This is a genomic window from Sphingobacterium sp. UT-1RO-CII-1 (assembly GCF_026711005.1).
Lineage (GTDB): Bacteria > Bacteroidota > Bacteroidia > Sphingobacteriales > Sphingobacteriaceae > Sphingobacterium.
On sequence record NZ_JAPPVJ010000002.1, the window covers coordinates 794,850 to 809,862 of the forward strand.

Below are 15,013 nucleotides of genomic sequence, written 5' to 3' on the forward strand. Positions count from 1 at the left end.
AGTGCAGTGAAAGATATACTTTTAAACATTGAGGCTCTTCTATTCGCTTCCGAAGAAGGAGTAAGTATAAATGACCTAAAACAGGTTTTACAAGAGGCTTTATCAATCCAAATAACAAAAGAGGAACTAACAGATTTATTAGATAAAATCAAGATGAAATACAGATCCGACGATCAGGTATTTGACTTAAGATTGATAAACAATCACTATCAATTTTTGACAAAAGAACTCTATCATGAAGTAGTAAATCAGCTACAAGCACATAAAGATAAAAAAAAGTTAAGCCAAGCAGCATTAGAAACTCTTGCTATCATAGCTTATCGTCAACCTATTACCAAGTTAGAAGTTGAACAAATCCGAGGAGTAAATTGCGACTACTCTATACAAAGGTTATTGGAGAGAAAACTAATAACCATTGCAGGAAAAGCAGATAGTATAGGTAAGCCTTTAATTTACGCAACAAGTGATGAGTTTATGAACCACTTCGGAATAAATTCGGCAAAAGACCTTCCACAACTCAAAGATATTATTACAGAGGAAAACAGCATTGGTGAAGTACCTGTCTAAAAAAGAGATTATTCAACACACTAAATATCAATAGAATAAAAAAATAAAAAAGTTTTAAGTTATCATATTCTTGATTAATTTTACCTTTGAAAAAACAACAAATTAATTATTTTTTAATAAAACAAGACCATGACGCTATCGGCTGAAAATGAGGAGTTAATTGATGAAATCATCAATTTTAATGGACCTGAAGATGATGTTGACGACAACTACGACGACGACTTCGACTTGGAGGACATTGATTCTATTGATGAATTTGACGACTTTGACGATGACGACTATTAGTCTCATCACTACTCACTTTTATTAGAAGAAGGTAAAAAACAAATTCAAATGAAAATTAAAAAGGCAGTGCTCTTAATAAGCACTGCCTTTTTAGTTTTATCACCTAAATTTTTCACGACCTTTTATGTAGCTGCTCATAAAGATCTATGACTTTTTTCTGCAATTCTATAACCTCTACCTCACGAACTTGTAATTTCTTATTCAGCTCCGTAATTTCATCGGCTATTTGCTTTTCTTCTTCAAGATCAGTAGTAGATAACAATTGTACTAGCGATAAACCGAACAATCTCGATATCTGATTTAATCGAGATAAGTTCACATCTGTAATGCCTGTTTCAATCTTTGAAAAGGCTGGTATAGATATATCCAAACGTTTTGCCACATCTTCTTGGCTCCATCCCTTCTGGTGTCTCAAAAGACGTATTTTTTTTCCTAATGCATTCATGACTTATTGTTTTTCTTGCATCAAAAGTAATAAAAAATTCATTAAAGAAAAACTAGCAAACCCTATAATTAATAATTTTTAAAAAACTTATCAGCAAAACTTACAATATTCAAACTATTATGATCAGGAGGAACCATAAATAAAAGATTACAGTTCAATGACTTAAAAGACTCTAGATATCTTTCTAGATTTGATAAAGTTGTAAGAACCACAAGATTCTTGTGGTTAAAAGCATTTTTAATAAGCTCTTCCAAATTTCCTATTACTGCATTTTTATCTTTCAGAAGCTCTATATTGACTACAACCACAGCATAATCAGCTTCTAACATAGCACCATTGTAAGAATTAAGAAAATTATTATCAAAAACATCATAGATATTTAACTCAATTATAGTAATCAAGTCTTTATCTGGAAACTGCTCCTTTACTGCATGAATACTAGTTTTTAATTTATATGAAGAGTGTAAAATATCTTGATATACTACGCTACTCTCATTACTCGCCACAAACTCTAAGTAACGCACCGAGCTTCTAAAGTCTTTTATTGCTTCGTAAAAATCCGCACGCTTTACTCCTAACCATTCGCATACTGTGTATGCTCCAGCAATATTAGACAAATTAAGCTTTCCAAAGACCTGTATAGGAATTTGACTTTCCCCTACACTTAAATAAGTTATGCCTTTATTTATTGTATACTCAGGCAGTTTATACCCATGTCTATTTATTTTACACTCTGATGTTTTTTCAACAATCTCTTTTAAAACAGCATTATCTTTATTGTATATTAACGTTCCTTTTTCGGTTATAGTATCTATAAAAACTTCAAATTGCTCCATATATTCATTCTGATCCAAATCAGAGCCTGCCTCACTCCATTCGACTCCGCTTATTAAAGCAATATTAGGTCGAAATAAGTGAAATTTCGACCTTTTATCTATAGAAGATGCATAATACTCATCCCCCTCAATTAAAATGATTTTATTATGTTGTGTTAGCTTTACTAAAGAATCGAATCCTTCTAACTTAGCTCCAACCAAATAATCAAAATCCTTTCCTATTTTCCTAAGTACATGCATCACCATACTCATGATCGTTGTTTTACCATAAGTACCAGCAATAACTACACGCAACTTATTGACACTTTGCTCATATACAAACTCAGGAAAAGAATATATCTTTAATCCCAACTGCTGTGCCTTTTCTAACTCAGGATTATTATCTTCCGCGTGCATTCCTAAAATCACTGCATCAATGTCTTCTGTTATTCGGCTTGGAAACCAACCAATCTCTTCCGGCAACAACCCTGCCCTCAACAAACTAGATCTTGATGGCTCAACTACCTGATCATCAGAGCCAGTAATCTGATGTCCTTGCTCTGCTAAAGAAATTGCTAAGTCATGCATAACAGTTCCACCAATAGCAATAAAATGAATGCGCATACTAATACTTTTTAATAAATTTAGCGGAACACCACTTATCTAAAACCTTATGATTTTGATAAAGTAGGCCTAACGAATCTGCTTTTCCCCTTAGAATCTCAAGATCTGGACTTTCATAAAACCCACTCATATAAAGCTCTCCATTCTCCCGCAACACAATAGCATATTCATCGAGCTGATCAATCAGAATATTTCTATTAATATTGGCCAAAATAACATCAACGGCTTTTCCATGAATAACTTCTTTAGAACCCAACTTTGACTCTATCATCATCACATTGTTAAGAACTTTATTTTCTTCCACACTAGCCACACATATTTCATCATAATCAACTGCTAATACCGTACGAGCATCTCGCTTAGCAGCTAATATGGCTAATATCCCTGTTCCACATCCCATATCAAGCACATCTTTACCCTTAAAATCATTCTCAAGGATATAAGATAACATCATTGAGGTAGTCTGGTGGTGCCCTGTTCCAAAGGACATTTTTGGATCTATCACTATCTCATAAGGTAAATCGATTTGTGGTTCGTGAAAAGTAGCACGTACATAACATAAACCATCTACAGTAATTGGCTGAAAATTACTCTCCCATAAACTATTCCAATTCTGCTCTTCGATATCCTCGATTTCATAAAAAACATCAAATCCATTTGTATTAGAGAGCAATACTGTTTCCAAAACTTGTACATCAAGATTAGCTGTAGGAATATAAGCAACAAAACCCTTAACTATATCTTCAAATGTATCGTACCCCACATCTCCCAAAGAGTCTATTAACAAATCTTTTTGCCAATCCTCCATGTTAGTGGAAGTAAAGATTACCGATGAATATTTCATCTCTACGTATTAAATACCTTCACTATATCTAGAAAGTCCCTAGACTTTAATGATGCTCCTCCAATTAAGCCACCATCAATATCAGTTTGTGAAAAAAGTTCTTTTGCATTCGTAGGATTACAACTTCCTCCATATAAAATAGTTGTTGCCTCTGCTACATCACTATTATAAGCCTTTGCAATACTTTTTCTAATAAATGCATGTACTTCCTGCGCCTGTTCAGGAGAAGCAGTAAGCCCCGTTCCAATAGCCCACACCGGTTCATATGCTAATACTATCTTTGCAAATTCGCTTGCAGACAAATGAAAAACACCTTTTTCCAACTGCTCTTGAATGACATTAAAAAACTCACCTTGCTCTCTTTGATCCTTTGTTTCCCCAATACAAAAAATAGGTTTCAAACTGTTTTTAAGTGCCAAATTGACCTTTTCAGCCAACACTTCATCGGTTTCTGCAAAATAGGCTCTACGCTCAGAGTGTCCCAAAATAACATATTCAGCACCTGTAGAACGCACTTGAGCAGCTGATACTTCACCTGTATAAGCCCCCGATTCGGCTTGATAAATATTTTGAGCACCAACCGAAACTTTATTCGAATTTGTCAATTGATGCAAACTATGCAAATGAATTGCAGGACTGCATACTACTACCTCCTGATCACCTACAACCTCATCTTTAACCATATTCACAATTTCAGAAAACAAACTTAAACCTTGTTCATAATCCAAATTCATTTTCCAATTACCTGCTACAATATTTTTACGCATATCTTATTATTTTATTATGTTTATACTTTTATAAATATTTCTCTTTTTTTTCTCGTTTGTTCATAAACACTTGCTAACACATCGACTTCTATTCCATCTCTTTCACTTATTCTATCAATTCTTCTCTGCATCATCTCAGCAAAATTATCCCAAATATAAGATGACTTCTTTCCATCTGTCAACCAAACAAAATCCGGTACAAATTTCGGAATAATATTCGATATTGCAATCTGGGCTCCCACTCCAATAACCGCCCCTGTTGTAATTGAGGAATTTATTCCGATCATTGCAAAGTCACCAATAAAAGTACCGATTTTCAACAAATCTGTATTCCGATAGTCAGCCAATTTATAGTCATAAAGCTTAACCGAAGCCCAATTATTTTGTAAGTTAGAATTACTACATCCTGCCCCTATGTTACACCACTCTCCTAAAACTGCACATCCCAAATACCCCTCATGCCCTTTCGATGAATTACCTAAAAAAACTGCATTATTAACCTCTCCCCCTACTGTACATCTAGGACCTATAGTTACATTCGGATATAACTTCGCACCTGCTTTCACTCGTGAATATGCTCCTATAACCAAAGGCCCTTTTAAAACACTACTTTCCTCTATAACAGCCCCCTCCCCTATATATATAGGTCCTTTTACTGTATTAAACACACAACAAAAAGCTTCAACACTTTTCCCTAAGAACAAAGCTTCTCCAATTAAGGTATTACTGGGCTCTAACATCTCAGAAGCAACATTTTTCGTAAGCAAATCAAAATCAGCACAAATCTGTTGTTCATTTTTCAGATAAATATCCTCTAAAAACTCTATCAAAACAGGGTGTCCCTCATATTCAAGAGCTATAAAGTCATCAGCGTTAGGTTCCTCGACCCATTGTGATGTTCTATATGCCAACCACCTTCCCTTGCTTTCCAAAACGGTGTTCATTGGTAACGAAGCTAACACCATTAAAAGCTCCTCAGACGGACAAAGATTTGCTCTTACCACCAAAAAACTCCCTTCCTCGGGTCTTGCAGCATATTTACCTTGAAGATGTTCTGCGGTATGATAACTTACTTTTACATTCCAAAATTTCCTCCATTTTTCAGCTATCGTTAAAATACCTACCCTCAATTCAGCAGCAGATCTCGTATGTAATAAAGGCAATAAATGCTGTCGCCACACCGCTCGATCATGTAATACAACTTCCAACATAAAGCAAATTTTAAAATACAAAAAAAATCCCGATAAGTACTCCTATCGGGATAAAGCTATAACGTTTTAATTCGCTACCTTATTTTTTATTGTAACGAGTACGGAATTTATCGATACGACCTGCCGTATCAACCAATTTCATTTTACCTGTATAAAAAGGATGGGATGTATGAGAAATCTCCAATTTCACTAATGGATATTCGTTGCCATCTTCCCAAGCAATAGTTTCTCTCGTCTCTACACATGATTTAGTTACAAAAGCATAGTCATTAGACATATCTTTAAAAACAACTAATCTGTAGTTTGATGGATGCAAATCTTTTTTCATTTTATCTTTATGATTACGTATTACTTCAACAATCGAGGTGCAAAGATAATCTAACTTTTCAAAAAAGACAAAATTATCTACACATTTTTGTGTAAGCCAATTCTTTGTTGCATCGCAAATATAATACTTATCCCTCTAAAACAAGACAACTTCACACCGTAAATTTAACGAAGGTAGCGTCAATTTTAAGGCTATTTTGTAAGTATGCACCTACATTGCCGCTTTTTTACTATTTTTGCATCCCTGCATAATACATAAATACTTTCCTCTGAAAGAAAAAATCACAGTATTAGCTGGCTTATACTTTAAGATTTTAATTGTAAAAATATGAGTGCTTTATTATCGGAACAGGAACAACAAAGAAGATCTAGCCTTCAAGCTATCATCGATTTAGGTATTAACCCCTATCCGGCACATGAATTTGAAGTTAACGTTTCTGCTGCTGACATTTTAGAGAACTATGATCGTGACAAACTAAACTATAAGAACATACGTTTCGCAGGTCGCATCATGACACGTCGTGTTATGGGGAACGCATCGTTCATGGAGCTTCAAGATGCCAGTGGTCGTATCCAAACTTATGTTAAACGTGATGAGATCTGCCCGACAGATGATAAAACACTATACAATACAGTTTTCAAGAAACTATTAGATATAGGCGACATCGTTGGCGTTGAAGGTTATGTTTTCACTACACAGACAGGTGAGATCTCCATACATGTACAAAAGTTATCTATTCTATCGAAAGCCTTACGTCCACTACCAATTGTCAAAGAAGCTGATGGAAAAACTTACGATGCTTTTACAGACCCTGAGTTGCGTTACCGCATGCGTTATGTCGACTTAATTGTTAACCCTCAAAATAGAGAAACGTTTATCAAGCGTACTAAACTTTTCAGCGCGATGCGCGAATACTTTAACGACGCTGGTTATATGGAGGTAGAAACTCCTGTTCTCCAATCTATACCTGGAGGTGCTGCTGCACGTCCCTTTACCACCCATCACAATGCTTTAGATATTCCACTTTATCTACGTATCGCGAATGAACTCTACTTAAAACGCCTAATCGTTGGTGGATTTGAAGGTGTTTACGAGTTTTCTAAAAACTTCCGCAATGAAGGTATGGACAGAACCCATAATCCAGAGTTTACAGTAATGGAGATTTATGTAGCCTACAAAGACTACAACTGGATGATGAAATTTACTGAAAACCTAATAGAGCACTGTGCCCAATCAGTTAATGGAACTACGAAAGCAACCTTTGGCGAACATAATATAGATTTCAAAGCTCCATATAAACGGGTTACAATGACACAGGCTATCATCGACTTTACCGGTTTTGATATTACCGGAAAAACAGAAGATGAAATCCGTGAAGCTGCAAAAAGTATGGGAATTGCTGTAGATGCCAGTATGGGTAAAGGTAAGTTAATCGATGAAATTTTCGGTGAAAAATGCGAAGGTAACTATATTCAACCGACATTTATTACTGATTATCCGATAGAGATGTCTCCATTAACGAAAAAGCATCGGGATAACCCTGAGTTGACAGAACGTTTTGAATTGATGATTTGTGGTAAAGAAATCGCAAATGCGTACTCAGAGCTTAATGACCCCATAGATCAACGCGAGCGCTTCGAAGAACAAATGCGTTTATCCGAAAAGGGTGACGATGAAGCTATGTTTATCGACCAAGACTTCATACGAGCTTTAGAATATGGCATGCCCCCCACATCAGGTCTAGGCATAGGAATGGATCGTCTAATCATGTTCTTAACAAACAATGCTTCTATACAAGAAGTTTTATTTTTCCCACAAATGCGCCCTGAAAAAGTAGCAAAGACAACTTCTACCGAAGATTATCTAGCACTAGGTATCCCTATCGACTGGGTACCAGTTTTGCAAAAAATGGGTTTTTTGACAATAGAATCTCTTAAGGAAGCTAATCCAAATAAAGTATTCAATGATTTAGGGGGTATGAGAAAAAAAATGAAACTAGACATTACCATGCCCACGAAAGAAGAAGTTCTTAATTGGTTTACTAATTAAGAACAATCACTTGGTTATTTAAAAAGAAGAAATGGTTAAACACCTACATTACATGTATTCCATTTCTTCTTTTCATTTACAAACAGATCCCGGAAGCCCGTTATTTCAATTTTAAATAAATGACAGTAGAAGAATTAAAAACCGCCTTATTAAATAGGGATTTTCCAGAAACAGTAAAAATAGACAAACATCAGGTTGTTTCTGAAGTTGATAAGTTTCTAAAAATACAATTTATCGAAATAGATATCTGGAAAAAAGAAATCATAAAATCTCCTGCATATCTACGTTTATTAGCTTTCCACGAAGCTGTGCGGTAATGCTTTAACCAAAAATAAACTCTACCTCGTATACCTTTTTATACTAGTTTAGGATATTACATTTTTTGGATTTCTTTCTTAATTGCAAAATGTTTCTAATTTTAAAAGATAATCTGTATTACAAACTTTAAATACATTTTGAACACAACTATAAGATGAATTTTGAAAAACATACAGTAACAAACTTCCTTCCTAACCACATTCTAGCTCCTCTAACTTCTTATTTTGAAATTATTACTCTAAATGAGTATCTAAATACTCGCAACGTTACCTCTCCACATACGCATGATTTCTTTCAAATCATATGGTTTCAATCAGGCAATGGAACACATAAAGTCGATTTTCAAAGCTACACTATTGTAGAACATTCCCTATTTCTGATCGGGCCAAATCAAGTACACTCTTTTGATAAATCAAAGGCTTATAATGGATATGTTCTAAATTTTAGTGAAAACTTTATTGTACAAAGAGATAGTGATGTTGACTTCTTCCTTAAATGCAGTATGTTCAATAATCCATTTCAACAGCCTTCATGTTATATTGGAAGTGGTAATCAAAAAAAAATAAGCGAATATATAGAGCAAATACAAAGCGAACTAGCTCAAGATGAATCTTTTGGCCGAGAAGAGCTTTTACGTTTTTACCTAAAAGCTCTTCTTATCCAAGTACAAAGACATAAAATTCAGTTAGAGCATACTTCCTCAGCCCCGAGCCCTTTTATTATAGATGAAAGAAAGAATATGATGATTCGTTTCGTCAACTTAATCGAAGAAAACTACCATAAAAACCTCACCGTTTCTGAATACGCAGACCGATTACACATTTCAATGCGTACTCTTTCTAACTTAACTCACAACCTAGTTAAAAAAACTCCTTCATCCATTATACAAGACCGTATAATACTAGAAGCAAAAAGATTAATACAGCATTCTTCCCTACATATAAATCAAATATCAGATAGGCTCGGATTCAAAGACAACTCCTACTTTGTCAAGTATTTTAAAAAACATACTAAAAAAACACCTTCTGATTTCCGGAACAAATACCAATAACTACCATTTTTTCTCCCGTTTCTCCATTTTATCTCTACCTATTTATAGCGAAATTTGCATTAGTATATAAAACAACTAAAAAAAATGGCTATGAAAATGAAATCATTATTTACAACTATTTTATCAGTACTTCTCCTAAGTGTTACTCTTCTTGCTACAGCGCAAACATCTACAAATACAAATGGACTCATCTACAATGGAACATCTACAAAGTTTGGCGTCATGATTACAGATGTCATGCACTTTAAGGTAGCATTAGAAACTGCAGAACTTATGAACCTTAAAAAAAACGGTTACATTTTTGAAATCGTTATGGTTGGTAAGTTAGCTAAAGAAATTGCTGAAAATAAGGAATTAAAAGCAGACATTGAAAAAAGCGAAGCTGTTGGCGCAAAACTTGTAGTATGTGAATATGCGCTAGATTTGTTTAAAGTTGACAAATCGAAAATTGACAAAAGAATTGAAATCACAAAAAACGCATGGTTGTACATGTTTGAACTGAAAGATAAAGGATACAACACATTGGATATACAATCATAACAAAGAAGTCCTTTTACAGGATAGTTTAATTGAAGACCACACTATTACTACTTGTATTTACACCATCATCATTTAGGTTTATAATTGATTAGTTAAAGGATTTTCACTCTCCATGTTTGAAAATCCTTTTTTGTTTTCATTATTAAACCACATCATCAATATGTTTTTTCCTGAATATGGCTTTTAAATAAAAAATTATAGCTAATTTTCAGCTACATGAATATTGAAAAAAGTGTTAAACAAAAAATGATATCAGGGGATCCGTACCAAGCTAATGGCCGTGAGTTGTTTGACGATAGGCAGCGAGCTAAACAGGCTCTACAGACCTTGAATCTACTAGATCCTTCTAAAATAAAAGAAAGAAACAGTATCATAAAAAACCTACTCGGAAAAACTGCTAAAGGTTTTTTTATCGAACCACCATTTCGGTGCGATTATGGCTATAATATAGAAGTTGGAAATGCTTTTTATGCTAATTACAACCTAACAATTTTAGATAGTGCGCCAGTAATTATAGGGAACAACGTTCTAATAGGTCCCAATGTATCGTTATTTACCGCCAGTCACCCCATAGATTCATCCTTAAGAATAAAGGGGTGGGAAATTGCAAAACCAATAACAATAGAAGATGCCGTCTGGATCGGTGGGAATACCGTTATCAACCCAGGTGTAACCATCGGAGCTGGGACAGTAATTGGTTCTGGATCTGTAGTAACTAAAAACATACCTGCAGGCGTGGTTGCAGCAGGCAACCCATGCAGAATTATACGAAAAATAACTGATCAAGATAAAGAAGATTTCTCATGGCAAATCAAAAAGACCTCAAAATAGCAATACTTATAGATGCAGACAATGTTTCCTACAAGAAAATAGAAGAAATATTAAATGAAGTTAAACGTTATGGTGTCCCAACAATAAAGAGAATATATGGAGATTGGACAAGCCCTTATGTAGAGAACTGGAAGGACTACCTGCTAACACACGCTATCACTCCTATTCAACAATACAGCTATACACAAGGCAAAAACTCAACAGATTCCGCTCTAATAATTGATGCTATGGATATCTTACATACGGATAAAGTAGATGGCTTCTGCATCGTTTCCAGTGATAGTGATTTCACAAGATTAGCAACTCGGATAAGGGAATCCGGAAAGCTCGTTATTGGCATAGGCGAGCGCAAAACACCTAAACCATTTATCGCCTCATGTGATAAGTTTATATATGTTGAAATACTTCAAAAAGAAACAAGTCAAGAATCTAGAGATAGAAATAAAAACACAAAGCACACCACTAAAAAAGATTTAGAAAATGCAGTTGAAAACATCCAAATAGATAAAACAATACTACAGTTATTAAAACAAACAGTAGATGATACCGCTGATGAAGTTGGTTGGGCTTTTTTAGGTGATATAGGCAATTTACTATTAAAAAGACAACCCGACTTTGACTCCAGAAACTATGGTTATGAAAAGATATCACAATTATTTAAAGTGCTCAAAAAAGATTTCGAAGTTGAAGAAAGAACTATTGAAAAATCAAATGCCATTTACTTTTATATAAAAAACAAGTTGAAAAAAGATTAACATATCATTGCATTTAAGCTCTTTCTGTAGGTATATCTTTATTATTATCATGCTAATCAGGATTAACGCAAAAGTAATAGGATCAATCCTATCGTGCTTCTCTGGCCAAAATACTCTTACAAAACAGTCTTTTTAAGACAGTTCATTTCAAGCTTATTTACAATATTGTTTAGTAAACAACTTGCATTTTCTATGAAGAGAAAAATATTATCATCTATTTTTTACATTTGTTTCGCCTTATATTGTGGCACAAAATCCATCCCAGCATAAAGATGCGGGGCATTAAGTTCAATATCTTCTCTAGAAAAATCATTAAGAATTTCCTGATAAATCTCGGACCGAGCTAAATCGATTTCTCCTGATTTAGATATATATACATTTAACTCATAAAGAACATAGAAATCATCTAATTTTTTCTGTAAAACAAATGGTGGCGGATCTGTTTTCACTCTCTCTAATCTAGAAGGGATAGCTAATAAAATTTCCTGTATTTTGGTCCATGGTTCTTCATAACCTACCGCTACTTCTACTTGAAAACAAATACCCTGCTCCGAAAAGGTAGAGTAATTAACTGTATTTCCTGTGAGAATAGAAGAGTTTGGAATAGTAATTTCTTCATTTTTTATAGTGCGCAAACGGGTCACTAAAGCTGTTTTTTCCAATACTATTCCTGTTTTATCGGCAATAGTAATTCGATCGCCTATACGGAACGGACGCATATATGTAATCACCAAACCTGCAACTATGTTAGAAATTGCGGAAGATGAGCCTAAAGAAAACAAAACTCCAATAAACACCGACACACCTTTAAATACATCTGAGTTTGCTCCTGGCAAATATGGAAAAATAAGCACCATCGTAAATGCATACAACAAAAAGCGAACAATCGTAAATGTTGGCATTGCAAATTCTTGATGAAACCCAGAAATCTCTAAATTTCCACGGTCAATTTCTGCAAAAATATATTTAACAAACCTGATCAAATAACGCATTACAAATAAAATAACAAGAGCTGTTATTAAATCTGGTATATAAGCAATAACTGCTGAAAATGTTTTATTTAAAGGTTTAGTAATTAAAGAAATGAGCTGATTAGCCCATCCTTGCGTAAATGGAAAAATACTAAAAATAACAGGAAGCATTAAAAACGCGACCAATAAAACAATAGCCCAATAAAGCAATCGAAAAACCTGCTTCAACACCTGTACCTTCTGCGCAGAGCTAACAATAACGTAATTACGTATTTTTATATCCTTTAATCGTCTTTCTTGCTCTGTTACGACCTTCGTAATAAGTCTGCCTTTCAATCGTAGCAAAAGCTTTATAAATAAGAAGAACAACAATAATATTCCAACTACTAGCCCTATGCGTATTAATAGTTTGGGTATACTACTATCTTCTCTTTCCTGGGTAACGCTATCCTTTATTAGCTTTAAATAATCTTCTGCTACCTCATCTTTGGATAGCCCTTCAAATAGAGCGTCTAAATCTGTTACCGAAGTAATGATTAAATCATTATAAACTATATCGACACTGATTTCATTTTTCTCAATCTTAAAAGAATCCACTTTAGCAAGATCATCATCAGCCAATTTTTGAATTCTATTTTTAACATTGAAAGCACGATCTATAGGTAATGTTGATCCTAATTTCGCATACACATAGAACAACGTATCGTTAAAGGGAGCAACAGCATATCCTTTAGAATTAGCACGTATAGAATCCACCCGTTCCTTAAACTGTTTACTCTGCTGCTCTTTTACCAATTCAAGCTCTTCTTCATGCTTCTTTAAGTTTAGCTTATCTTCGTCAGTTTTAACTTTAATCTTATTGAGTTCCTCCCTCAAATTCTTTCTCTCCAAAGAATCAATGATTTGCTGCTGACGCAAAGTTTGAAGCACTTGCAATAAATTCACTTCTCCCTGGTAATCCGAAGAATCACTTTTCTGAGCAGTCGCAAATACGCACAAAAAAAGCAAGAAAAAAGACGTGACCAATCGGTAGGTTAAATTTGCCATATTCAATGAAAATAAATAAAAAAAAGCCACAATCTACTTAACTGTACCGCAAATATAATGTTGTTTTTATAATTACCAATCAGTTTTATTTCTTCCTATTTAGTAAGACGGAGCTTCTGTATATAAACCGATGGTAGGACCCCAGTTTCTGCTTTAAAGGCTCTCGAAAATTTACTCGGTGAAAGGTAACCGCATAAGCTTCCTATATAGCTAATTTTACATTCTAAAAGTTCAAACTCTTTACATAAGCGTTCTCTTATATAAGCAATACGTAGCCCTTGTATATACTCATAAAAATCTTTACCTGTATGCCTTTTAATAACGAAAGACACATACCTTGGGTTCGTTTCCATTTTAATGGCTAATTTTGAAAGTGACAATTCTGGATCCAAAAAGAACTGCTCGTCAACAAGGTCTTCCAACTTCAAAACCAATCTTTTCGCTGTGTCACCAGCAATAAAATCATCATTATCAATCCCCAATAACCTATCTTTTGATCGTCCCAGATTACTAAAGAATTTCCAGATAAAAAAAACGATTAATAAAAAGAAAAAAGCTAACGCAGCAAAGCCCAAATATTTCACACCTATTACCCAGCGTTCAAAATTTTGAATTTTCTTGTTATTTTTTGACAAAAGTTGATCTGCAATCTCCCCCTCTACAATCAGCTTATTTTTAAGTAAATCATTATACCCTTCAGTATAGCTTTTCACCTGCTTTATATCAATTTCTGTATAATAATTAATATAAGACTGGTATAAAAGCATCTTTAACTCCATACGGTTTGCGCTTTCAAGATAAGGAGCAGCTTGATCAAGATATGACTTTGCCTGTACAAAATCATTTTCTTTCATCGATTTTTCAGCTAGTGCTCTATAAATATAAGGTCTTAAGTTACTTTCCTGACTACCCAATTTTGTCAATGAACTATTCAGCAATGAATCTGCCTTTTTTAATAGCCCTAAATTTAAATATGCTATTCCGAGCAATTGATCATTTGTCGCTTTAATTATTATAGATCTTGGGTCAACTGTGGAATCCTCCGATACAAGACTTTGCGCTTTCTCAATAAAAGCAATAGCTCTACTATGCTGACCCTTATCCATATTATAAAGCGCTTTCTCCTGTAATATGCTAATTTTCACCAATAAATAACCCTCTCGTCTAGGGTTTAACTCATTAAGTTGTTCACATTTATTAATTGATTTAAATGACTCAGAGTATAGACCTGCTTGCCTAAAAGCAGTTGCTAAAAAACCATTAGCACGAGATTGCCACTCTACAAAGCCACAAAGTTCAGCAATCTGGAGAGCTTTAAACACATGATTTAAGGAAGGTACAATATGCCCTATACTCTGTTCTATTGTTCCCAAAAGCATATGCGCTTTCACTCGTTCCAAATCGCTACGAGCGACTAATAACAAGGAGTCGGCCATAAGATGTGCCTCTACAACATTAGATGCAATTTTATCACTATATATAAATTGATAGGCTTCTTCAAAACTACGTTGAGCAGAAGCTGAAATAGTCAACAATAAAACAAATAAGGTGAAAAAAAACTTCAT

The 15,013-nt window shown here is 34.3% G+C and carries 16 protein-coding genes; 8 read left to right on the forward strand and 8 right to left on the reverse strand.

Annotated elements, in window-relative coordinates:
- Nucleotides 1-6 precede the first annotated feature (6 nt).
- Nucleotides 7-567, forward strand: a complete 561-nt coding sequence (gene scpB / locus ORI89_RS07210; RefSeq protein ID WP_268229772.1) for an SMC-Scp complex subunit ScpB — start codon at nt 7-9, stop codon at nt 565-567.
- A 129-nt stretch (nt 568-696) separates the two neighbouring features.
- Complete coding sequence (locus ORI89_RS07215) at nt 697-852, forward strand: hypothetical protein (protein ID WP_268229773.1); 156 nt, start codon at nt 697-699, stop codon at nt 850-852.
- 112 nt (nt 853-964) lie between these two features.
- On the opposite strand, the gene ORI89_RS07220 is transcribed toward ORI89_RS07215, so the two are convergent.
- The 6 genes from ORI89_RS07220 to ORI89_RS07245 all read right to left on the reverse strand — a co-directional run bounded on the left by ORI89_RS07220 (nt 965) and on the right by ORI89_RS07245 (nt 5,886).
- Nucleotides 965-1,297 (reverse strand): helix-turn-helix domain-containing protein, encoded by a 333-nt coding sequence (locus ORI89_RS07220; RefSeq protein ID WP_268229774.1) that lies wholly within the window; start codon nt 1,295-1,297, stop codon nt 965-967.
- A 68-nt stretch (nt 1,298-1,365) separates the two neighbouring features.
- Nucleotides 1,366-2,736, reverse strand: a complete 1,371-nt coding sequence (locus ORI89_RS07225; RefSeq protein WP_268229775.1) for a Mur ligase family protein — start codon at nt 2,734-2,736, stop codon at nt 1,366-1,368.
- A gap of 1 nt (nt 2,737) precedes the next feature.
- Nucleotides 2,738-3,580 carry a 50S ribosomal protein L11 methyltransferase gene (gene prmA / locus ORI89_RS07230; RefSeq protein WP_268229776.1) on the reverse strand — a complete coding sequence of 281 codons (843 nt, stop codon included), beginning with the start codon at nt 3,578-3,580 and terminating at the stop codon, nt 2,738-2,740.
- Between the two features lie 2 nt (nt 3,581-3,582).
- Complete coding sequence (tpiA, locus tag ORI89_RS07235) at nt 3,583-4,347, reverse strand: triose-phosphate isomerase (protein WP_268229777.1); 765 nt, start codon at nt 4,345-4,347, stop codon at nt 3,583-3,585.
- A 20-nt stretch (nt 4,348-4,367) separates the two neighbouring features.
- Complete coding sequence (locus ORI89_RS07240; protein WP_268229778.1) at nt 4,368-5,558, reverse strand: putative sugar nucleotidyl transferase; 1,191 nt, start codon at nt 5,556-5,558, stop codon at nt 4,368-4,370.
- A 79-nt stretch (nt 5,559-5,637) separates the two neighbouring features.
- Entirely contained in the window at nt 5,638-5,886 is a 249-nt protein-coding gene (locus ORI89_RS07245) for a type B 50S ribosomal protein L31 (RefSeq protein WP_268229779.1), read from the reverse strand.
- A gap of 327 nt (nt 5,887-6,213) precedes the next feature.
- Between ORI89_RS07245 and lysS the strand changes: the two genes are divergently transcribed.
- The 6 genes from lysS to ORI89_RS07275 all read left to right on the forward strand — a co-directional run bounded on the left by lysS (nt 6,214) and on the right by ORI89_RS07275 (nt 11,430).
- The gene (lysS, locus tag ORI89_RS07250) at nt 6,214-7,935 is read left to right on the forward strand and encodes a lysine--tRNA ligase (RefSeq protein ID WP_268229780.1); all 1,722 of its coding nucleotides are present in this window, start codon (nt 6,214-6,216) and stop codon (nt 7,933-7,935) included.
- 119 nt (nt 7,936-8,054) lie between these two features.
- Nucleotides 8,055-8,252, forward strand: coding sequence for a DUF6965 family protein (locus ORI89_RS07255; protein WP_268229781.1), 198 nt, complete (start codon nt 8,055-8,057; stop codon nt 8,250-8,252).
- A gap of 155 nt (nt 8,253-8,407) precedes the next feature.
- Nucleotides 8,408-9,304: an AraC family transcriptional regulator gene (locus ORI89_RS07260; RefSeq protein ID WP_268229782.1), complete on the forward strand. Its 897-nt coding sequence runs from the start codon at nt 8,408-8,410 to the stop codon at nt 9,302-9,304.
- 96 nt (nt 9,305-9,400) lie between these two features.
- Nucleotides 9,401-9,844, forward strand: coding sequence for a hypothetical protein (locus ORI89_RS07265; RefSeq protein WP_268229783.1), 444 nt, complete (start codon nt 9,401-9,403; stop codon nt 9,842-9,844).
- Between the two features lie 216 nt (nt 9,845-10,060).
- Nucleotides 10,061-10,675 carry a sugar O-acetyltransferase gene (locus ORI89_RS07270; RefSeq protein WP_268229784.1) on the forward strand — a complete coding sequence of 205 codons (615 nt, stop codon included), beginning with the start codon at nt 10,061-10,063 and terminating at the stop codon, nt 10,673-10,675.
- Nucleotides 10,648-11,430, forward strand: a complete 783-nt coding sequence (locus tag ORI89_RS07275) for an NYN domain-containing protein (RefSeq protein WP_268229785.1) — start codon at nt 10,648-10,650, stop codon at nt 11,428-11,430. The genes ORI89_RS07270 and ORI89_RS07275 overlap by 28 nt, the downstream gene beginning before the upstream one ends.
- Before the next feature lie 221 nt (nt 11,431-11,651).
- Here ORI89_RS07275 and ORI89_RS07280 read toward each other — a convergent pair whose 3' ends face one another.
- Nucleotides 11,652-13,448, reverse strand: a complete 1,797-nt coding sequence (locus ORI89_RS07280; protein WP_268229786.1) for a mechanosensitive ion channel domain-containing protein — start codon at nt 13,446-13,448, stop codon at nt 11,652-11,654.
- 95 nt (nt 13,449-13,543) lie between these two features.
- Complete coding sequence (locus ORI89_RS07285) at nt 13,544-15,013, reverse strand: helix-turn-helix domain-containing protein (protein WP_268229787.1); 1,470 nt, start codon at nt 15,011-15,013, stop codon at nt 13,544-13,546.